Genomic DNA, 19538 nt, shown 5'->3' on the forward strand with positions numbered 1-19538 from the left:
TGATGTTTGAGCTGCGGGTACTTGATGGCCTGAGTCAGGGCGCTGCGTTGCCATTGTTTGGTGAGCAGTGGAGCATCGGCGCTCATGTGGATGCTGACCTGGTGCTTAACGGTCCGGGGATCGAAGAGCAGCATGCGCGTCTTCGTTTTACTGACGCTAATTGGTTGGTGCAGGCAGAGGCGGGGCTGCTGCGAGACGCCGAAGGGCGCATGCTGGCGCAGATCGCGAACCTGGAGCTGAACGTACCGTTTTGGGTGGGCGAGGTGCAGCTGTGTGTCACCTTGGCCGATCAGCCCTGGCGCCAACCTAGCGCGCCGGCATCGGTGTCGCCGCCCCCGGCCCCTGAACCGGCACGGGGGTTCACGCTGTCGTCCATCCCGCAAGCACAGCAAAAGCGCCTGATCAGCGTGGTGTTGGTGGTCACGGCCATCATTGTAGTGATGGGCATGATTTCAACCGGGGAGCCCGAGGCTCAGGCTTCCTTGATGCCGCCGGTAGTCCAAAAGCACGAATTGGCCACGCCGTTTGAAGTGCGCCAGCAACTGTTGAAGATGCTCGGCGAGCGTGAGTTGAACCAGCGCGTCAGTCTGCAAGTGATCAATGGTCAGGTTGCCCTCAGCGGTGATGTTTCCCAGGAAGAGGTGGAACTGGTGGCGCGCATGCTTGCCCGTTTTGGCGAGCAGTTCGACAGTGCCGTGCCGGTGATCAGCCGTGTGCGCGCGCGCGATGGGGCACTGCCTTTCAAGATTGTGCAAATCGTCGGCGGGCCCAATGGCCATGTGGTCCTGGAAGAGGGCGGCCGACTGTTTGTCGGAGACGAAGTGGAAGGGCTGCGGCTGGTGCTGATCGACAACAGCAAGGTGGTCTTCGATGGCGCCCAGCGTTATGAGGTGCGTTGGTGAGTTTGGATGTGCAAGCGCGGCTTGAGGTTTGGCAACAGCGTCAGGCCCAGTCACTGGCCAGCTTTGCGCCGGTGACGATGCGCGGTCGCATCCAGCGCGTTAACGGCATGCTGCTGCAGTGCCGCTTGCCGCAGGCGCGTATCGGCGATCTGTGCCAGGTGGAAAAAAGCCCCGGCGACTACATGCTTGCCGAGATCATCGGCTTCGATCAGCAGGACGCGGTACTCAGTGCCCTGGGTAATCTCGAAGGCGTGCGGGTGGGGGCCGGCGTGGAACGCCTGGGTGTTTCCCATCGGGTGCAGGTCAGCGAGGCGCTGCTGGGCCAGGTGCTGGATGGCTTTGGGCGGCCGATCACGGGGGAGGGCCCCAGCGCCTTTGTCGAGGCTGACTTGCCGGACACCAGCGCTGTGTTATGTGAGGCGCCGTTGCCCACCGAGCGACCCAGGATCAACCGGGCACTGGCCACCGGCGTGCGTTCGATCGATGGCCTGATGACGTTGGGCGAGGGGCAGCGCGTAGGCCTGTTCGCCGGGGCCGGTTGCGGCAAGACCACCTTGCTGGCCGAGATCGCGCGTAACGTCGAATGCGATGTCATCGTGTTCGGCCTGATCGGCGAACGGGGTCGGGAATTGCGTGAGTTTCTCGATCATGAACTGGACGAACAACTGCGCGCCAAAGCGGTACTGGTGTGCGCCACCTCCGACCGTTCCAGCATGGAGCGCGCCCGCGCCGCGTTTACCGCCACGGCGTTGGCGGAAAGTTTTCGTCGCAAAGGGCAGCGGGTATTGCTGCTGATTGACTCCTTGACTCGATTCGCCAGAGCCCAGCGCGAAATCGGCCTGGCTGCCGGCGAACCCTTGGGACGCGGAGGCTTGCCACCGTCGGTTTACAGCCTGCTGCCTCGCCTGGTGGAACGTGCCGGGCTGACCCGCGACGGCGTGATCACGGCGATCTATACGGTACTGATCGAGCAGGATTCCATGAACGATCCGGTGGCCGATGAAGTTCGCTCGCTGCTCGACGGCCACATCGTGCTGTCACGCAAATTGGCCGAGCGCGGGCACTACCCGGCGGTGGATGTGCTGGCGAGCCTTTCACGGATTTTGAGCAACGTCGCGGCCCCTGAAGATATCCAGGCCGGCACCGGGTTGAGACGATTGCTGTCGGCCTACCAACAGATCGAGCTGATGCTCAAGTTGGGGGAGTACCAACCCGGCAGCGACCCGCTCACTGACCTCGCGGTGGACAGCCGTCAGGCGGTCGATGGTTTCCTGCGCCAGGATCTGCGCGAGCCTACGCCGATGGCGCACACGCTGGAGCGACTCAAGGAGCTCACCGCCCATGTCCCATTCTGATGTATTGCAGGGTGAGGTGGAGACGCTGCGACGTCTGCGCCGGCATCGAGCCGACCGTGCCGAGCGCGCGCTACGCGAGGCCAAGCGCGCCCAGCAGGCGCTGCTCGCCCATATCCAACGGGCCAAGGACGCCCTTGAACAGACTCGACAGGAAGAGGCGCGCAAAAGTGCTGAATTGCTCAGTCAGCATCAGGGGCAGGTGCTGAGCCTGAAGGAGTTGAAAGCCTGGGGCGCGCGGGAACGCTCGTTATCTGCCAGTACCCGGCGCGAACAAGGCCAGTTGGTGCAACTACAAGATCAGCAAGGCGAAAAGGAACGCCGCGTTGGCAGCGCTCAGAAGCACGTCACCGAGTGTCTGCGGCAAGTGGAAAAACTTCAGGAGTTATCGCTCCTTCTGGCTCAGGAGCCGACATGACCCAGGTTTCAAATAAACCCACCGAGCGGCCGCGTCCCAGTGAAGCGCGTGAGGAGCGCGACCCCGGCGCTATGGGTGTAGTGGCTTGGGAACAGGGGCGATTGTTCGCTCAGCTGTTTGCCGATAACGATGAAGGCTTTGGGTCAGGAGCGTCCTTATCAGGCGTCAAGACATCCACCGATGCCGTCATGATGCAGGCCCTCGCCGAACAGTTGGCCCCTCGTATACAGGCCGGCTCCCACTGGCCGCTGCAGGCGGTGTTGTATTTACCCCGGCTGGGGCGGATCAACGCCAGCGTGCGCCGTGAGCAGAACGCCTGGACCATCGAACTGGAAGCGGAACATGACGCCACGGCGCGCTGGCTCAGCGGCGTGCGACAACAGTGTGAAGAGCGGTTTTCGGGAGAGCTGGGGCGGCCGGTCAATCTGCTTCTGCCGGCTGTCGGGTGCGCATGATAGTGCCGACCTTAACTTTACCTTCGATCAGGGCCACCACGGTTGCCGCGCGCCGTCGCCTGGGGCGCGGCCTGCGTCTGGCGTTTCAGGTTGCCGGCCAGAACGGTGAATTGCGACTGGAGCCTGGGCGAGCGCCCACACGGCCCGAGGTCTTTTGCTTCGAGACCGCGTGTGGCGTGCTGGCGTTCGCGCAAGCAGGGCCGGTGCTCAGCCTGCTGGGCGAGTGCCCGGTGACACTGGCCCCTTCCGGCAACGATCCGGATTCTTGGTTTTGGGCTGTGTTCCAACACCACCTTAGCCCGCAGGTGAGTGCGCTGTTGGGGCATGTGCGCTTGCTGGAAACCGACCGTCCCAAGGGGTTTGGTTGCCGACTCTGCATCACCCTGGGGGCCTCTCGGGTGGACAGCTTTGTGTGGCTGACGCCTGACAGCTTCCTGGCGTTGTGCGAGGCCGGACCCTGGCGCGACACCGCCGAGCCGATGCCGGCGCGATTCCAGCTGGCAATTGCCGTGACCCTTGGGCGCTTGCAGTTACCGATTGCACAGGTGCGCGGCCTGCGCACAGGCGATGTGCTGATGCTTGAACAGCCGTTTTTTCAAGCCCAGGGCAACGGGTATCTACAGGTCGGCAAACAGCGACTGCATGGCTGTATTGACGATGCCAGCGGGGCTTTGTGCCTGACCCTTACTTCTATCGAGGACACGTCTGTGGACGAAGAATTTTCAGCCCCTCATTACTCGGGATATGAGGAAGATGAGCCCGTGGTGGATGTGTTTGGCCACGAACCGTTCGATGAATTGAGCATGGCGTTGAACGTGCGCTGCGGCACGTTGAACCTTACGTTGGGTGAGCTGCGTAATCTTGCGCCCGGCTCGGTGCTAGGTATTGCCGGTTACGCGCCGGGAATGGCGGGCCTCTATTACGGCGACCGCCCCATCGGTCAGGGGCAGTTGGTGGAGGTTGACGGACGCCTGGGGTTGCAGCTGTCCCGCGTGATGTTCGGCCGATGATACTTCAGGGGCTAGACCCCCTCGTTCTCGCGCTTTTTCTTGGGGCGCTGTCGCTGATGCCCCTATTGTTGGTCATCTGCACATCGTTTTTGAAAATCGTGATTGTGCTGATGATTACCCGAAATGCCATCGGCGTGCAGCAGGTGCCGCCCAGCATGGCAATCAATGGCATCGCGTTGGCCGCGACGTTATTTATCATGGCGCCGGTGGGGTACGAGATCGCTGAGAGCGTCAAGGCATCGCCTTTGGACATGAGCAACGTGCAAACGGTACTGCAAACGGGTGGAGAAGCCATCAAACCGTTGCGTGCCTTCATGCTGCGTAACGTGGACCCGGATGTGCTGACCCATCTGCTGGAAAATACGGCGCGGCTATGGCCTGCGCAGATGGCGCAAGAGGTGCAGCGCGAGGACCTGATCCTGTTGATCCCAGCCTTTGTGCTGTCGCAGTTGCAGGCCGGCTTCGAGATCGGCTTCCTGATCTACATTCCCTTTATCGTGATCGACCTGATTGTCTCCAACCTGCTGCTGGCGCTGGGTATGCAGATGGTCTCACCCATGACCATTTCCCTGCCGCTCAAACTGCTGTTGTTCGTGCTGGTTTCCGGCTGGTCGCGGCTGCTCGACAGCCTGTTCCTCTCCTACCTCTGAGTGGCTTATGGACCCGATCGTGCTGTTCAAGCAAGGCATGTTGCTGGTGGTGGTGTTGTCGGCGCCGCCGTTGATCGTGGCGGTGGTGGTCGGTGTGCTGACGTCTCTGGTGCAAGCATTGATGCAGGTCCAGGACCAGACGTTGCCCTTTGGCATCAAGCTGGTGGCGGTGGGTATCACACTGATCATGACCGGACGCTGGATTGGTGTGGAGTTGATCCAACTGATCAACCTGACCTTCGATATGATCGGCCGCTCGGCCCTGAACTGAGGCCCCGCCTGTGCTGCTCTACCTTGAATTCCTGCCCAGCCTGCTGATCGGCATGGCGCGTATTTACCCCTGTGCCATCCTGGTGGCGGCGTTTTGTTTCCAGCACATACGCGGGATGCCTCGGCACACCATTGTGATGGTCATGGCATTGATGCCTGCGCCGGGTATTCACGCGGCGCTGCAAGGGCAGGATTACTCGGCGCTTATGCTCGGCGGGCTGGTGCTCAAGGAGGTGGCGCTCGGGCTGTTGCTGGGCGTGTTGCTGGCGATGCCGTTCTGGATGTTCGAAGCCGTGGGGGCGTTGCTGGACAACCAGCGCGGTGCGTTGGCCGGTGGCCAGCTCAACCCTTCATTGGGGCCGGATGCCACGCCGATCGGGCATCTATTCAAGCAGCTGGCGATTTTTCTGCTGATGGTCAGCCTGGGCTTGGGCGCGTTGACCCAGGTGATCTGGGACAGCTACTTGATCTGGCCACCGACCGTTTGGTTTCCGCTGCCCGCACCGAATGGCATGAGTGTATTCGTCGGCCTGCTGGGCGATACCTTCACGCACATGATGTTGTACGCCGCGCCCTTCATAGCGGTGCTGTTGTTGCTGGAGTTCGGCATCGCATTATTGGGGGTTTACAGTCAGCAGCTGCAGGTGAGTACGCTGGCGCCGCCGGTCAAGTGTCTGGCAGGTATTGGTATTGTGCTGTTGTACTTTGCATTGCTGCAGGACCTGATCGTGGGGCGCATGCTCCAGCTCGGCGAGCTTAAACACTCGCTGGGGCTGATGTTCAAGGCTACGGGCTCATGAGTGACTCGGGGGAAAAAAAGCACCCGGCGTCCGCCAAGAAACTGCGCGACCAACGTAAGAAGGGCCAGGTCGCCCAGAGTCAGGACGTCCCTAAGTTACTGGTACTCACGGCCATCAGTGAGATCGCCTTGTTGACCGCCGAAACCAGCCTTCAGCGCTTCCAGCAATTGATGGCGTTGCCGATGTCGCGCTTCAACGAGCCGTTTGTACGGGCGTTGGAAGAAGTGATGGTTGAAGGGCTGGTGATGTTCGCGTCGTTTGCCCTGTTGATGGTCGGGGTAGCGATCACGACGAAGCTGATCAGCAGTTGGATGCAATTCGGGTTGTTGTTCGCCCCGGAGGCCCTGAAGCTCGATTTCAATCGCGTCAATCCGGTCAGCCAGCTCAAACAAATGTTCTCTGCCCAGTCGGTGATGAATCTGTTGATGAGCATCGCCAAGGCATTCCTGATTGGCCTGGTGGTGTACGTGGTGGTCTGGCCTTCGCTGGGTGCTCTGATCAACCTGGCAACCAGCGATTTGCCCAGTTACGTGTTGGGGCTGATCGCCCTGTTTCGTCACTTGCTGCATGCCTGTCTCGGGTTGTTATTGGTGCTGGCCCTGATCGACCTGGCTTTACAGAAGCATTTCTTCGCCAAGCGTATGCGCATGACCCAGGTCGAGGTCGTCAAAGAGTACAAGGACATGGAGGGCGACCCTCATGTGAAGGGCCAGCGTCGTGCGTTGGCGCAGCAACTGGCCCAGGAGGAACCCAAGGTCAAGCTGCCCAAGCTGGAGGAGGCCGATATGCTGGTGGTCAACCCGACGCACTTTGCGGTGGCCCTGTATTACCGCCCAGGTAAGACGCCGCTGCCGCTGCTGATCAGCAAAGGTACGGACGCCGACGCCCGTCGACTGATCGTTCGGGCGAAGGCTGCCGAGGTGCCGGTGATCCAGTGCGTTTGGTTGGCCCGTACGCTCTACGAGAAAAAACTGGGTGCCAGCATTCCCCGCGAAACCTTGCAGGCCGTGGCGTTGATCTACCGGACCTTGCGTGAGCTGGATGACGAAGCCAAACGCGAAACCCTGGAGTTGCCGGAGCTTGAGCGGCGCTGATCAGCGGCTGGAGGTCGTGTCCAGTGCGCTGAGGTTAGTCAGCGATAACATCCGGCTGAGGATCTTGTCCAGCGCGTTACGCGCCGTAGGCAGCGCGTGCCAAATCACCAAAGCGTTTTGGGCGTCGAGGTAGGCAAAGCAGCCATCGTACAGAGATGCATGCTCAAAGCGTCGCTCCAGAACCCGTTGCAGTTGCCCGGATTGCAGCGCTTCACGCGCGATGAGCAAAGCCATCCCTGGCTGCTTGCCGGCTTGCAGTGCGCATACTTTGATTCCGGGAGCGAGTTGTAGGTGAGCAGCAGCGCCGCTCACCAGATTGTCCAGAAACACCTGGCGTTGTGCGTCGGGCATTTCTTTTGCGCTCATCGTTCCAGGGAGACCGTTTGATAGTCTTTTCGCTCCCCGGCGGGGCCAGGCTCGACACGCATCTGCGGTGGCCACCAGATCACCATTTTGTCCTTGGTCGATTGCGGGCGAGAGCACGAGTCGCCCTTGCAGGTGGGGGTGCAGCCGGCGACGAGCAACGCGGTGGCGATCAGGGTGACGCAGAGTAGGCGGTGTTTCATGGCATAGCCTTTTGAGCTGGAGTGATCAAAGAAGGGCGCGGCACGCTACGGTGTTCATCCTTCACCACAGGGCGCATGGCGATAAAAACCTCGGCTTCTTCACCCGGCTTGAGCCAGGCACGCGGCCACACGCTGACGGCCAAGGTCTGGGCGTTGCTGCATTCCTTTTCGTCGATACGCACATTGCGATTGAACTGGTTGCGCAGCACGACGACTGCCACGTTGTACTCGGGGCCGGCATACCATTGGCTACGCTCGGTGTTCAGAGCCAGCAAGTCGCGGGTGCTGCACAGCGTATTCAAGCCCAGCGGCATCGGTGCGGCCTTGAAGGGCTTAGGCACTTCACCGCTGACCAAATGCGCCAGGGTACTGATGATATCGCTGCGCTTGATCACCGGCGGGTGAGGGGCATTGCGACGGGCCAATGGCGCAAGGGCCTTCTGCAATTCAACCTGGTCGGCCTGGGGCAAGTAGCGTGACGGGTCGGACTGATCGCCGATGACCCGTGGTGTCAGGATGAACAAGCGCTCTCGCCGGTTGTTCTGCCGTTCGGTCGAGGAGAACAGCGCCTTGCCCAACAGCGGAATATCACCCAGCAGCGGCACCTTGTTGTGTTTGTCGGTGTTTTCAGTGACATGGAAGCCACCGACCACCAGCGAACGTTTCTCCGCCATCACCGCCTGGGTACTAACCTTGCCGCGGCGCACATCAAGGTTGCCTGGGATGGGGTTGGACTCGTCGAAGTTGCCGTCTTCGATATCCACCGCCAGATGGATCTGATGGCCGCCACGGCTGGTGATCACACGGGGCACCACCTGGAAACTGGTTCCCACAGTGACGGGCAAGATGGTTGCATTCTCTCTACCGGGCGTCAGGTACTGCGTGCGGTTGAAGTCGATCACCGCAGGTTGGTTTTCCAGCGTGAGCACCGAGGGATTGGAGACCATGGTCGCCAGGCCCTTGGCCTCCAGGGCACGAATGTCCGCATAGAAGCGATCGCGGTGTTCGATCGACAACTGTGACGACGTGCCCGGTGCCAGATTGGCCCCGCCGCGGAACCGGCTGTTCTGGAACCCCCAGTTGACCCCGAACTCCCGCAATTGCGTGCGCTCGATATCGAGGATGATCGCGTCGATTTCCACCAGCTTGCGCGCCACATCGAGTTGGGTGATCAGCTCGCGGTACATGGCCTGGCGTTCCGGCAAGTCGTAAATCAGCACCGCGTTATTGCGCAAATCGGCTTCAACCCTGATCCGACTGTTGGAAACCGGGGCGCGCGGGGTGAGCGCGGGGCCGGTGTCCAGTGATGTCGGGTTGGCGTTAGCACCGAGCATCTGGCCCAGCAACGGGTTGCCTAACCGGGGAATGTTGGGTGTGAGCGGCGCGGGGGGGGAGGCTGGGCGCTGGCTCAGACTCGAGAGCCCCGAAAGCTTCGAAGTGGAGCGTGGTTCCAGCAGCCCGCGTAAAATGCTGGCGACACCGGGAATGTTGAGTTTTTCTCCGCGGTAATCCACCTGGCGGTCCGTTGCATTGGCAAACTTCAACGGGTAACTCAACACGCTCTGTTTTTCATCCGGTGAGCGGCGCTGGCTGCTGAACTGCTTGATCTGTTCGATATAGCGCTTGGGGCCGGAGACGAGTACGACCCCGTCTTCGGGCAACTCTCCCCAACCGAAACGGCTATCGAGCAGTCCGATATCGGTCAACGCCTGCTTGAGGTCGGAAATCGTCTCTGATGAGACCTCCAGGCGTGCTGACTCCTGCTGATCCAGCGTGCTGATGTAAAGCGTGTTGTTGTAGAGGTACCACTGGAAACGGTGTTCGACACCTAGTCTGTCCAGTAGTGACTGTGGGGTGTTCGCGCGGATCTTGCCGTTGACGTCCCCCTCCAGCAGGCCCTCGATGTGCAGTTGCGTGCCAAAGGTCTGGGCGAAGTCTTCGAGGACTTCCCGTAGTGGTTTGTGTTCGGCCTCATAGGCGTAGGCGGTGTTTTTCCACTCCGGGGGAATGGCGGCCAGGACGCTTTGCGCAGGTATCAGCAACCAGGGGAGTGTGAGCAGGCAACGCCAGGTGGCAAGCCTTGACGATGTTCCGGGCAAGGCAATAGGCATGCGGTTATAGCTCTGGGTCTTGTTGTACATAGAGTTCTCTGGTTAATACGACAGCGAACGTAACGAAGTAGGTTTGGATTGATGAGCCGGCAGGGCAAGGCGCGCGACCGTCGAGCGCCACGTGTCGCGTTGGTTGAGCAGGGCTTCGAGGCTGTTGAGCAACGATGTCTCGTGCGGGTCGGTGCGCAGGCATTGGACCAACCAGAGCGCGCCACTGTCAGGCGCTTGGGCAAGCGAGCCTTGAAAGTGATTCAGGCTGACCGCACCCAGTCGCAGCCAACAGTGCAACGGTGCGTGATCCGGCCGACGGGACGTCAGTTGAACGCAGATCAACACGGCGTCGCCGTGACGTTTCAGGATAATTTCATCGTTGTTCTCGAGGACGAGCATCTGTTCTGAGTCGCCGCCCAACCAGTCAATAAGTTGATCTTCCAACTTATGGCACACCGTCCAGTGCGGTTTTGAACAGCATGTAGTTGACCCGGCTGTGCTCGTTGAACGCCCAATCGGAGTGATGCCTTTTAAACATGCTCTCGTAAAACATCAGCATGTCCTCTGAGGTCTCCGCAGGGGACTGCTCGATGGTTTTATAACGCAGGGTGTCAGCCTTAACTTGGCCCAGAAGCTCACGTTTGAAGCCGTTATAGAAGTCCATAATTCTCTCCTGATAGACCTCACCTCTGTGGTCAGTGCTGGCTATTCAGTTCCAAGTTGATTGCGCCAGGCCAGCCAGTGGAGCCCGATCACCTTCTTTGGAAAACGGGGCAAGCATGGAGGCCCAATTGATGTGAAAGTCGCCTTCGTCGGTTTTCAGAACGAGGGTTTGAGTGCTGATGGTGTCGTCTGGCTGAACTCTCCAACGCGCGGCGTCATGGCGGCTGAGGCAATGTTTGAGTGCCTCGATTTCCCGTGGATGACACAACAGGAGCGCATTCACCTCCGGTACCTGGCTTGCCAGCAATTGCTTGAGCAGCGCTGCCAGGCGTTGTGGCTGCGGCGTCTCGTCAAGCAGGTGCCTGATCGCCTGGTTGACGACCCCTGTGATGTACCGCTCCAGGTTGTCGCACAATGCTTTTTGCTCGTTTTCCCATCGATGCAGCTGTGCGTTGGCGCGTTGCCAGAACGCCTGGCCCGCCTGCTCCAAAAGCGCCTCGCGGCTGAGTTGTGCGCGGTTGAGCAACGCGTCAGCCTGAGCCTTGGCGCGGGTTAACAGGTGTTCGGCTTGGGTGCAGTCAGCGAGCACCTCTCTGGGAATCAGCCCGTGCGACAGGCTATGGGCGTCGGGCGGCAGCGTGATTTTGCGTCGGCAGAGCATCGTCAGTCGTCCATTGCGTGGGGCGCAGGCACCACGCGAGTGCTGGTGGGTGTTGTCATGCGCCACACCACGGCTTGCCACAGGGTATCCAGGCGACTCGCATCGCCGACGTATGGGCGGTGGCTTCTTTCCAGTTCGAGCACACGCGCAAAGCAAAAGCGCAATCGAAGGCGTTGCCAGACGGGAGGCTCAACCCATGCACGCAGCAGTTGCAAAGGATCGTCTGCAGGTAACAGTGTTTGCGGGGGCAAGGCCTTGGCAATTCGCTTGCACCATAGGTGATGATCCTCCTGCAAGGCGGTGGTGGTTTGCGGCCTACAAATGCTGTCAATCAAGTCGAGCACGAAATCGAGTTCCGAGACCGACGCCAAGGCCAGCTTGAGCAGCGTGGGGTGAGGAGCAGGGGGCAGGCCTGGGGTAATCCCTTCGACGGTACAGTTCACTGGGGCGTCGATAAGGCGCAGCGCGTTGATTACTGGGTCGCCGAGGGTATGCCAGTCATCGTGCGCCGACCTCCAAGGACGCGCCCACCATTGCGCCCAGCTCAGGTGTTCACTCACGGGTGGGTCGCTTGCGAATTATCGGAGTAGCCGGCCGCAGCTTGGATTGCCCGCTGTCGCCGGTTGCGCAGGAAGAGTAACGCGGCCGTCGTCATCACGATGGCAACCAACGTAAGGGTCATGCTGGCGCGCCAAAAACCGAGGTCATCTGCGGGTATCAAGAACGGTCCGAAATACGTCAGCTGCCGTTGCTCTTGATAGACGATTGAAGGCACGAAGACCACCGTGAGCTTTTGCGGGTTATCCACCGCCGTGGACATTCCCGGGATGCTGCTGGCAACCATTCGGCGAACCCGAGAACGGATATTATCGGGGTCTAGCCGCGGATCATGCTTGATGAAAACCGAAGCAGAGGCCGGTTGCACCGGTTCTCCCGGCGCGATGCGCTCTGGAAGCACCACATGCACCCGGGCGATGATGACACCGTCAATGTTCGACAAGGTCGCCTCAAGTTCCTGGGACAGGGCATAGATGTACCGAGCCCGCTCCTCCAGTGGTGTTGAAATGACGCCGTCCTTGCGAAACGTATCGCCCAATGTGGTACGTGCGACCTTGGGCAATCCGACCGCCTCCAACGTACGCACGGCACGACCGATGTCGATGGCATTGACGACCACGACAACACCGTCTTTAGCAGGCACTTTTTGTGCGCGGATATGTTTGTCAGCCAATTCAGCAATGACCTCGTTGGCTTCCTGTTCGGATAATTGGCGGTGGAGTTCGACGCGCTCACTGCAACCGTTCAGCATGAAGGCGAGCCATAAAAGCAGCAGAGCGGGGAGGAGGGACTTCATGCCCATCTACTGCAAATTGCTGATTTTATCGAGGCCTTGGGCGGTTTTCCCGACACTCTTGACCAGGATGTGAGTCAGCAGCAAGGTGTTGGAAAGGTGGCTAGGGTAGTCCCGCATTGCACGCTCGTTATTTTTTTTACTGAGGGCGCGCAAACTTTTGCCCATGCGTTCTGTTGAGTGGGCGAGCGCGTCTGACGCGTCTGCCAGCAGGCTGCTCCGTTCAGCCCGATGCGTGGTGGTAGCCAGGGGGGTTGGCTGTGCCAGGGCTGAGGTGAAGAGATGGATATCGGCAGGCGGTGCGGGTGAATATTCAACTGATCTGTGTGCGCTGCCAGTGTCGTCATGCTCTGCGGAAAAAACGGTTTTGATTTGCATGCCAGACCTTTTGCATCAAGGGCTCAGGAGGGCGACGCTGGGTCAGCGTCGCCGGTGTAGAAAACTTCCCCGAATGATTGCCTCGGGGAAGCTGGCCATTCTTAACGGTAGGTATCAGCAACACTCTTCAAGCCGGTTTGCCACCTAGCTTCTCGAGCCAACTCTGCGATCTTTTTGTTGTCTTCTTTAGACCCTTCGGTGGTTTGTTCCAAACTCGGTGCGCCTGAGCCATAACCATTGCCAACCGGATAAGGGTTATAGCCAGTGTTGGAGGGTATCGTCATTGGGTGTTCTCCAGAGATGCCTGCAATAAAGATAGTGGGTTTACCAGTTTGATTCATAATATTTGAATCGCTGCTGGCACTAACTATGTGGCCGTTGATGTGGATGGCGTTCCTGAAGTTTTTCGTGCAAATGTTTCGAGTTATTAGTTGATTGCCTGGGGGTTAATCCAACAAAATATGAAGTTGTTTCATTCGGTAGTAAAGCGTGCGTTTGGCCACGCCTAACTCGACTGCCACACGGTCCACATTGTGTTCGTGCCGCTGCAGAGACTCTTCAATCAGCGTCTTTTCAATCTGTTGAAGGCGGCCCTTGAGGCCTATCTCGACCCCTTCATCCGGCATGGCCGGCCCACACAGCGGTGGCAGTCCCAGTACGCAGCGCTTGGCGGCCGAGCGCAATTCACGCACGTTACCCAGCCAGGAATAGCCAAGCAGTTGCAGCAGCAGCGTGCAGGGTGGTGAAGGTGGTGGGCGTTTGAATCGCTCGGCCTCCTGCCTGAGCATGCTCAAGAATAAAGGGATAATGCGTTCACGGCGCTCACGCAGTGGTGCGAGCTGGATGGTGACCACATTCAGGCGGAAATAAAGATCACGCCTGAACGCTCCTCGCTCGACCATTTTATGCAGCAGCTGCTGGGCAGACGCTATAACACGCATATCCACCGGAATGAAGCGGGTTGAACCCAAGCGCTCAACGCCACGAGCCTCCAGTACTCGCAGCAGCTTGGCCTGGAGCGAGAGCGGCAAGCTGTCGATTTCATCCAGGTACAAGGTGCCCAGGTGCGCGGCTTCGATGAAGCCTGCCCGTGATTGCACGGCGCCGGTGTACGCGCCGCTGTTGACTCCAAACAGTTGACTCTCCGCCAGGGTCTCCGGAATGGCTGCGCAATTGACCGCGACCAGGTTGCCCCGTCGCCCTGATAGCCGATGAATGCGTTGTGCCAAGGTATCTTTGCCGGTGCCGGTTTCTCCCAGCAACAGGATGTCAACGTTGAGGGGGGCAGTGCTGCTCAAGACATGTTCAATGTCAGCGTCTTCAATGAGTGAAGTGCTTGTTTCGTTTTCCATGTGGTCAAGCGCCGACATCGGATTATTACTCCATACTCGCTCTTGCTTCACTGTCGAAAAGACAACGTGCAGGCTCTGCACAATAGAGCGAATTTTATAACAGTTATCACCGGTCCTTAGGGTGATTAGTTGCCGAAGTCATGTGGGATAAGTTTGATAGTTTTCGGGCGCTGAACGTATTAAGTAGAGCGGTGCAGGGGAGAGTAGGCAGAGTCTGAAAACTGTTTGTATTTAGACTGATCTGTTGTGTCAGAGTATTCGTAAAGTCGTCGCCCACAAAAAAGCCGATGCAGTGCATCGGCTTTTTATATTCGGCGTAAACCGCGAGTAGCGATTACACGTTGAAACGGAAGTGCATCACATCGCCATCTTTAACGATGTATTCCTTACCTTCCAAACGCCACTTACCTGCTTCCTTGGCACCGGCCTCACCCTTGTACTGGATGAAGTCGTTGTAAGCGATCACCTCAGCACGGATAAAGCCTTTTTCGAAGTCGGTGTGGATCACACCGGCAGCCTGTGGTGCGGTGGCACCAACCTTGACGGTCCAGGCGCGGACTTCTTCGACACCCGCGGTGAAGTAGGTTTGCAGATTGAGCATTTCGTAACCGGCCCGGATCACGCGGTTCAGGCCAGGCTCTTCCAGGCCCAGGGCCTCGAGGAACATGTCTTTTTCTTCGCCGTCTTCAAGTTCGGCGATTTCCGCTTCGATCTTGTTGCACACCGGAACAACCATGGCGCCTTCTTCGTCGGCAATGGCCTTGACCACGTCGAGCAGCGGGTTGTTCTCGAAGCCGTCTTCAGCCACGTTGGCGATGTACATCACAGGCTTGGTGGTCAGCAGGTGGAAGCCTTTGATCACAGCTTTCTCGTCGGCACCCATGTTCTTCATCAGGCTGCGCGCAGGTTTGCCTTCGGTGAAGTGGGCGATCAACTGCTCAAGCAGCCCTTTCTGGACCACGGCATCCTTGTCGCCGCCCTTGGCGTTACGCGCAACTTTCTGCAGTTGTTTTTCGCAGCTGTCGAGGTCGGCGAAGATCAGTTCCAGGTCGATGATCTCGATGTCGCGTTTCGGGTCGACGCTGTTGGAGACGTGAATCACGTTCTCGTCTTCAAAGCAGCGGACCACGTGGGCGATGGCGTCGGTCTCACGGATGTTGGCCAGGAACTTGTTACCCAGGCCCTCGCCTTTCGACGCGCCGGCCACCAGGCCCGCGATATCGACGAATTCCATGGTGGTCGGCAGGATGCGCTTGGGATTGACGATGGCCGCCAATGCGTCCAGGCGCGGATCGGGCATAGGCACGATGCCACTGTTGGGTTCGATGGTGCAGAAGGGGAAGTTCTCCGCCGCAATACCGGACTTGGTCAGGGCGTTGAACAGGGTGGATTTGCCGACGTTGGGCAGGCCGACGATGCCGCAATTGAATCCCATGGTGTTTCCCCTCGGTAAGAGTCAGGCCTTCTGGCTGTGCAGGTTTTTCATCGCACGGTTCCATTCACCGGCGAGGATATCCGGCAGCACGCCGAGGGCAAAATCGATGCTGGCATCGAGTTTTTCCTGTTCGGCGCGTGGCGCACGACCCAGGACGAAATTTGAAACCATACTGGCAACGCCCGGATGGCCGATGCCGAGCCGCAGGCGGTAAAAGGTATTCTGATTGCCCAGCTGCGCGATGATGTCGCGCAGGCCATTGTGACCACCATGCCCGCCGCCCTGTTTGAGCTTGGCGACGCCGGGTGGCAGGTCCAGCTCGTCATGGGCCACCAGGATTTCTTCGGGTTTGATCCGGAAGAAACCCGCAAGCGCCGCGACAGCCTGGCCGCTGCGGTTCATGTAAGTGGTGGGAATCAGCAGACGAACATCCTGACCTTGATGCGAGAAGCGTCCGGTCAGGCCAAAATACTTGCGATCGGCCACCAGGTTGACACCTTGGGCGTGGGCGATGCGCTCAACAAAAAGGGCCCCCGCGTTATGCCGGGTCTGTTCGTATTCGGCGCCTGGATTTCCCAGGCCAACGATCAGTTTAATGGCAGTCACGACAGGGGCCCTTCCTTTGGAGTTGTGGATAACATCGCCGCGACCTGCATGCGGCGAAAGTGGACGACAAAGATCATTTACTCAAGAGTAAACGCCGCGTTATCGCCCGCTTTCTCGCTACGTTTCGGTCCGCGATGTTTCCTCAAGCTCCGGCAAGACAGAGTGAATTACTCTGCAGCGCCTTCTTCAGCTTCTGGAGCAACGCGTGGAGCGTGTACGTTGGCAACTGCTTTGTCATCACCGTGAGCCAGTGCAACGAACTCAACGCCTTTTGGCGCCTTGATGTCGGACAGGTGAACGATGGCGCCGACTTCCAGAGCCGACAGGTCGACTTCGATGAACTCAGGCAGGTCTTTCGGCAGGCAGGTCACTTCGATTTCGTTCAGGACGTGAGAGATCTCGCCGCCTTTCTTGACCGGAGCTTCTTCACCAACAAAGTGCACAGGCACGATAGCGGTCAGTTTCTGGCCAGCTACAACGCGAACGAAGTCGGCGTGCATGATGAACTGCTTGGAAGGGTGACGCTGCATTGCTTTAACGATGACGTTCTGCTTGGTGCCGTCGACGTTCAGCTCGATAACGTGGCTGTAGGCAGCTTCGTTTTCGAACAGCTTGGCGATTTCTTTGGCCAGAATGGTCACGGATTCAGCAGGCTTGCTACCGCCGTATACAACAGCAGGAATGTTAGCGGCGTGACGCAGGCGGCGGCTCGCACCTTTCCCCAGGTCAGTACGCGCTTGGGCGTTCAGAGTAAATTCAGTCATTTTGTATCTCCAAAATAGCCATCATCGAGTGGCGTTTGCGACCAGCGCCAAACTCGATATGGGCAAAAAAGCCCCGCCCCAACACAATGCTGGGGCGGGGCGCTTTTCGTCAGTGCTTTGTTACGAAGGGGTAACCCTTAACGGAACATCGCGCTGATCGATTCTTCGTTGCTGATGCGGCGAACCGCCTCAGCAACGACCGGTGCGATATCCAATTGACGGATACGCGCACAGGCTTGAGCGGCGGCGGACAACGGGATGGTGTTGGTCACCACCAGTTCGTCCAGCACGGAATTCTCGATGTTCTCGATCGCTCGGCCCGACAGCACAGGGTGTGTGCAGTAGGCGAAGACTTTAGCCGCACCGTGCTCTTTCAAGGCTTTCGCCGCGTGGCACAGGGTGCCGGCGGTGTCGACCATGTCATCAACCAGAATACAGGTACGCCCTTCGACATCACCGATGATATGCATCACTTCAGAGTGATTGGCTTTTTCACGGCGTTTGTCGATGATCCCGAGGTCCACGCCCAGGGATTTGGCAACAGCCCGTGCACGCACGACGCCACCAATGTCCGGGGACACAATCATCAGGTTTTCAAAGCGCTGGTCTTCGATGTCATCCACCAGAACGGGGGAGCCGTAGATGTTATCTACCGGAATATCGAAGAACCCCTGGATTTGGTCAGCGTGCAGGTCAACCGTGAGAACACGGTCGATGCCTACCACGGTCAGCATGTCAGCCACGACTTTCGCGCTGATAGCCACACGCGCGGAACGCGGACGGCGATCCTGACGGGCATAACCAAAGTAAGGGATTACAGCTGTGATTCGAGTCGCTGAGGAGCGGCGGAAGGCATCAGCCATCACGACGAGTTCCATCAGGTTATCGTTGGTCGGAGCGCAGGTCGGCTGAATAATGAAGACATCTTTACCGCGGACGTTTTCATTGATCTCGGCTGTAATTTCGCCGTCGGAGAATTTACCGACAGAGATGTCACCGAGAGGGATATGCAGCTGACGTACGACACGTCGAGCCAGATCGGGGTTAGCGTTCCCCGTAAAGACCATCATCTTGGACACGCGCAGTACCTAGAGGCTGAGGGTAACCTGGATGAGTATAGGAAAATGGCAGGGGCGGCTGGATTCGAACCAACGCATGGCAGGATCAAAACCTGCTGCCTTACCGCTTGGCGACGCCCCTGTATCTGTTGCAACGAGTACCCAGTACTCGATTCCTTTTAGAGCAGACTTTGCAGCTTGCGATGCAACATCGAAACGTTGCTTCCCTTTGCTACAAACCCTGTAAGGGTCTCTGTAAGAAGGGCCGAGACTTTATCAGCTTCAGCTTTGCTTGGGAAGCCCCCAAACACACAACTTCCAGTTCCGGTTAATTTTGCTTCGGTAAATTTACCTAGCAAATTCAAAGCGTTACGTACCTCTGGATAACGCCTTGCTACAACCGGTAAGCAGTCATTTCGACTGTTTCCCTTGGGAACGGGGCGCACTTTAATGGGAGGAGAGTTACGTGTCAACAGCGGATCTGAAAAAATTTCTGCTGTACTTACAGAGACTTGCGGGACAAGGACCACATACCAAGGCTCTTCGGGCTCTACAGGGGTCAGTTTTTCCCCTACGCCTTCGGCAAAAGCCGCGTGCCCGCGAACGAAAACCGGGACGTCGGCCCCCAGCGTCAGGCCCAGCGCAGCCAGGCGATCAGGGTCCCAGCCGAGCTGCCACAAGTGGTTCAGGCCCAGCAGCGTAGTCGCGGCATTCGAGCTGCCACCGCCGATCCCACCGCCCATGGGCAAAATTTTATCGATCCAGATGTCGATGCCGAGTGAGCTGCCGGATTGCTCTTGGAGTTTTTTCGCGGCTCGCACGATCAGATTGTTGTCGTGGGGCACGCCTTCGAATTCGGTATGCAACTGGATCACGCCGTCGTCGCGTACGGCGAAGGTCAGTTCGTCGCCGTAATCGAGAAATTGAAACAGCGTCTGCAGCTCGTGGTAGCCGTCTTCACGGCGTCCAAGAATATGCAGCATCAAATTGAGTTTGGCCGGAGAGGGCAGGGTCAGTTTTTCTGCGGTCACGTTATTGCCCCAATTTGCGCGGTTGCCAGTCCTTGATCACCAGCGTGACGTCCAGGTCCGTGCCGTGCAATTTGATGCGTTCGGGCAGCCAATAGCCGTTCTGTTGTACGTAACTGAGGTACTCAACTTGCCAGCCATCCTGTTCAAGGGTGGCCAGACGACTGTCGCCGTTAAGGCTCAGGCGGCTCTTGCTGTCCGGTGCGGGCAAACCGCGCACCCACCAGACCAGATGAGACACCGGCAGTTTCCAGCCAATCTGTTCTTCCAGCAGAGCTTCCGGGGAGGTCGCTTCGTAGCGCCCCTGATTGGCCACTTCGAGGCTCACCTGGCCCGGACGCCCGGTCAGCCGCGCCGCACCTCGGCCCAATGGGCCCGAGAGGCGAATATCGTAGTAGTCCTGGCGTTGCAGCCAGAACAGCGTACCGCTGCCGGAATCTTTCGGCGCGCGTACGCCAACCTTGCCTTCGATCTGCCAGCCATCGATGCTGGCCAGTTGGCTCTTGTGCTGCTTCCATTGCGCCGGGTTGCCCTGGCCTTCAACGGATTCACGGGCGCCAAAGCCAGCGCAACCGGCGAGCAAGGCGATAAGACTGAACACTACAAAGTGGCGCAAAAACATA

The 19538-nt window shown here is 58.7% G+C and carries 26 protein-coding genes and 1 tRNA gene; 9 read left to right on the forward strand and 18 right to left on the reverse strand.

The genetic code is table 11. The features are described from left to right. Window positions 1-2 precede the first annotated feature (2 nt). The 9 genes from QRN41_RS23185 to sctU are packed head-to-tail and all read left to right on the forward strand — an operon-like array spanning window position 3 to window position 6951. On the forward strand, window positions 3-902 hold the full coding sequence (locus tag QRN41_RS23185; RefSeq protein ID WP_285422195.1) for an FHA domain-containing protein: 900 nt from the start codon (window positions 3-5) through the stop codon (window positions 900-902). Further along, window positions 899-2257, forward strand: a complete 1359-nt coding sequence (locus QRN41_RS23190; protein ID WP_276574139.1) for a FliI/YscN family ATPase — start codon at window positions 899-901, stop codon at window positions 2255-2257. The genes QRN41_RS23185 and QRN41_RS23190 overlap by 4 nt, the downstream gene beginning before the upstream one ends. Next, complete coding sequence (gene sctO / locus QRN41_RS23195; protein ID WP_034136783.1) at window positions 2244-2672, forward strand: type III secretion system stalk subunit SctO; 429 nt, start codon at window positions 2244-2246, stop codon at window positions 2670-2672. The genes QRN41_RS23190 and sctO overlap by 14 nt, the downstream gene beginning before the upstream one ends. Beyond that, on the forward strand, window positions 2669-3127 hold the full coding sequence (locus QRN41_RS23200) for a type III secretion system HrpP C-terminal domain-containing protein (protein ID WP_285422176.1): 459 nt from the start codon (window positions 2669-2671) through the stop codon (window positions 3125-3127). The genes sctO and QRN41_RS23200 overlap by 4 nt, the downstream gene beginning before the upstream one ends. Beyond that, window positions 3124-4137 (forward strand): FliM/FliN family flagellar motor switch protein, encoded by a 1014-nt coding sequence (locus QRN41_RS23205; RefSeq protein ID WP_167417789.1) that lies wholly within the window; start codon window positions 3124-3126, stop codon window positions 4135-4137. The genes QRN41_RS23200 and QRN41_RS23205 overlap by 4 nt, the downstream gene beginning before the upstream one ends. After that, on the forward strand, window positions 4134-4787 hold the full coding sequence (sctR, locus tag QRN41_RS23210; protein WP_123480738.1) for a type III secretion system export apparatus subunit SctR: 654 nt from the start codon (window positions 4134-4136) through the stop codon (window positions 4785-4787). Before QRN41_RS23205 ends, sctR begins: the two co-directional genes overlap by 4 nt. A gap of 7 nt (window positions 4788-4794) precedes the next feature. Further along, window positions 4795-5058, forward strand: coding sequence for a type III secretion system export apparatus subunit SctS (sctS, locus tag QRN41_RS23215; protein ID WP_034095768.1), 264 nt, complete (start codon window positions 4795-4797; stop codon window positions 5056-5058). A gap of 10 nt (window positions 5059-5068) precedes the next feature. After that, entirely contained in the window at window positions 5069-5857 is a 789-nt protein-coding gene (sctT, locus tag QRN41_RS23220; RefSeq protein ID WP_034136787.1) for a type III secretion system export apparatus subunit SctT, read from the forward strand. Beyond that, entirely contained in the window at window positions 5854-6951 is a 1098-nt protein-coding gene (gene sctU, locus QRN41_RS23225; protein ID WP_285422177.1) for a type III secretion system export apparatus subunit SctU, read from the forward strand. Before sctT ends, sctU begins: the two co-directional genes overlap by 4 nt. Here the strand turns inward: sctU and QRN41_RS23230 are convergent, their stop codons facing one another. The 18 genes from QRN41_RS23230 to lolB all read right to left on the reverse strand — a co-directional run bounded on the left by QRN41_RS23230 (window position 6952) and on the right by lolB (window position 19537). Further along, window positions 6952-7302: a hypothetical protein gene (locus tag QRN41_RS23230; RefSeq protein ID WP_034136816.1), complete on the reverse strand. Its 351-nt coding sequence runs from the start codon at window positions 7300-7302 to the stop codon at window positions 6952-6954. A gap of 11 nt (window positions 7303-7313) precedes the next feature. Continuing rightward, a complete protein-coding gene (hrpT, locus tag QRN41_RS23235; protein ID WP_034136789.1) occupies window positions 7314-7517 on the reverse strand; it encodes an HrpT family type III secretion system protein in 204 nt (67 codons plus the stop codon). Continuing rightward, window positions 7514-9628, reverse strand: coding sequence for a type III secretion system outer membrane ring subunit SctC (gene sctC / locus QRN41_RS23240; RefSeq protein WP_376782716.1), 2115 nt, complete (start codon window positions 9626-9628; stop codon window positions 7514-7516). Before sctC ends, hrpT begins: the two co-directional genes overlap by 4 nt. 42 nt (window positions 9629-9670) lie before the next feature. Next, window positions 9671-10063 (reverse strand): type III secretion protein, encoded by a 393-nt coding sequence (locus tag QRN41_RS23245; protein ID WP_034136791.1) that lies wholly within the window; start codon window positions 10061-10063, stop codon window positions 9671-9673. 1 nt (window position 10064) lies between these two features. Continuing rightward, window positions 10065-10283 carry a hypothetical protein gene (locus QRN41_RS23250; RefSeq protein WP_167417785.1) on the reverse strand — a complete coding sequence of 73 codons (219 nt, stop codon included), beginning with the start codon at window positions 10281-10283 and terminating at the stop codon, window positions 10065-10067. 45 nt (window positions 10284-10328) lie between these two features. Further along, the gene (gene sctL, locus QRN41_RS23255) at window positions 10329-10943 is read right to left on the reverse strand and encodes a type III secretion system stator protein SctL (protein ID WP_167417784.1); all 615 of its coding nucleotides are present in this window, start codon (window positions 10941-10943) and stop codon (window positions 10329-10331) included. Window positions 10944-10945: 2 nt separating this feature from the next. Next, window positions 10946-11503, reverse strand: coding sequence for a type III secretion protein (locus tag QRN41_RS23260; RefSeq protein WP_123480736.1), 558 nt, complete (start codon window positions 11501-11503; stop codon window positions 10946-10948). Then, window positions 11500-12297 carry a type III secretion system inner membrane ring lipoprotein SctJ gene (gene sctJ / locus QRN41_RS23265; protein ID WP_034136818.1) on the reverse strand — a complete coding sequence of 266 codons (798 nt, stop codon included), beginning with the start codon at window positions 12295-12297 and terminating at the stop codon, window positions 11500-11502. The genes QRN41_RS23260 and sctJ overlap by 4 nt, the downstream gene beginning before the upstream one ends. Window positions 12298-12303: 6 nt before the next feature. Then, window positions 12304-12672, reverse strand: a complete 369-nt coding sequence (locus QRN41_RS23270; protein ID WP_285422179.1) for a hypothetical protein — start codon at window positions 12670-12672, stop codon at window positions 12304-12306. A gap of 101 nt (window positions 12673-12773) precedes the next feature. Next, window positions 12774-13013 (reverse strand): hypothetical protein, encoded by a 240-nt coding sequence (locus tag QRN41_RS23275; protein WP_134743006.1) that lies wholly within the window; start codon window positions 13011-13013, stop codon window positions 12774-12776. A gap of 105 nt (window positions 13014-13118) precedes the next feature. Further along, entirely contained in the window at window positions 13119-14042 is a 924-nt protein-coding gene (locus QRN41_RS23280; protein ID WP_285422180.1) for a sigma 54-interacting transcriptional regulator, read from the reverse strand. A gap of 316 nt (window positions 14043-14358) precedes the next feature. Next, window positions 14359-15459, reverse strand: coding sequence for a redox-regulated ATPase YchF (gene ychF, locus QRN41_RS23285; protein WP_034095779.1), 1101 nt, complete (start codon window positions 15457-15459; stop codon window positions 14359-14361). 21 nt (window positions 15460-15480) lie between these two features. Beyond that, window positions 15481-16065, reverse strand: a complete 585-nt coding sequence (gene pth, locus QRN41_RS23290; RefSeq protein WP_034095780.1) for an aminoacyl-tRNA hydrolase — start codon at window positions 16063-16065, stop codon at window positions 15481-15483. A gap of 167 nt (window positions 16066-16232) precedes the next feature. Further along, window positions 16233-16829 (reverse strand): 50S ribosomal protein L25/general stress protein Ctc, encoded by a 597-nt coding sequence (locus QRN41_RS23295; protein WP_034136795.1) that lies wholly within the window; start codon window positions 16827-16829, stop codon window positions 16233-16235. A 137-nt stretch (window positions 16830-16966) separates the two neighbouring features. Continuing rightward, complete coding sequence (locus tag QRN41_RS23300; protein ID WP_003171603.1) at window positions 16967-17908, reverse strand: ribose-phosphate pyrophosphokinase; 942 nt, start codon at window positions 17906-17908, stop codon at window positions 16967-16969. A 46-nt stretch (window positions 17909-17954) separates the two neighbouring features. Further along, window positions 17955-18029, reverse strand: a tRNA-Gln gene (locus tag QRN41_RS23305). Between the two features lie 37 nt (window positions 18030-18066). Further along, window positions 18067-18870 (reverse strand): 4-(cytidine 5'-diphospho)-2-C-methyl-D-erythritol kinase, encoded by an 804-nt coding sequence (gene ispE, locus QRN41_RS23310; RefSeq protein ID WP_231980936.1) that lies wholly within the window; start codon window positions 18868-18870, stop codon window positions 18067-18069. A 49-nt stretch (window positions 18871-18919) separates the two neighbouring features. Continuing rightward, entirely contained in the window at window positions 18920-19537 is a 618-nt protein-coding gene (gene lolB, locus QRN41_RS23315; RefSeq protein WP_123480734.1) for a lipoprotein insertase outer membrane protein LolB, read from the reverse strand. Window position 19538 lies beyond the last annotated feature (1 nt).

The organism is Pseudomonas sp. efr-133-TYG-23, from assembly GCF_030209215.1.
Taxonomy (GTDB): domain Bacteria; phylum Pseudomonadota; class Gammaproteobacteria; order Pseudomonadales; family Pseudomonadaceae; genus Aquipseudomonas; species Aquipseudomonas rhodesiae.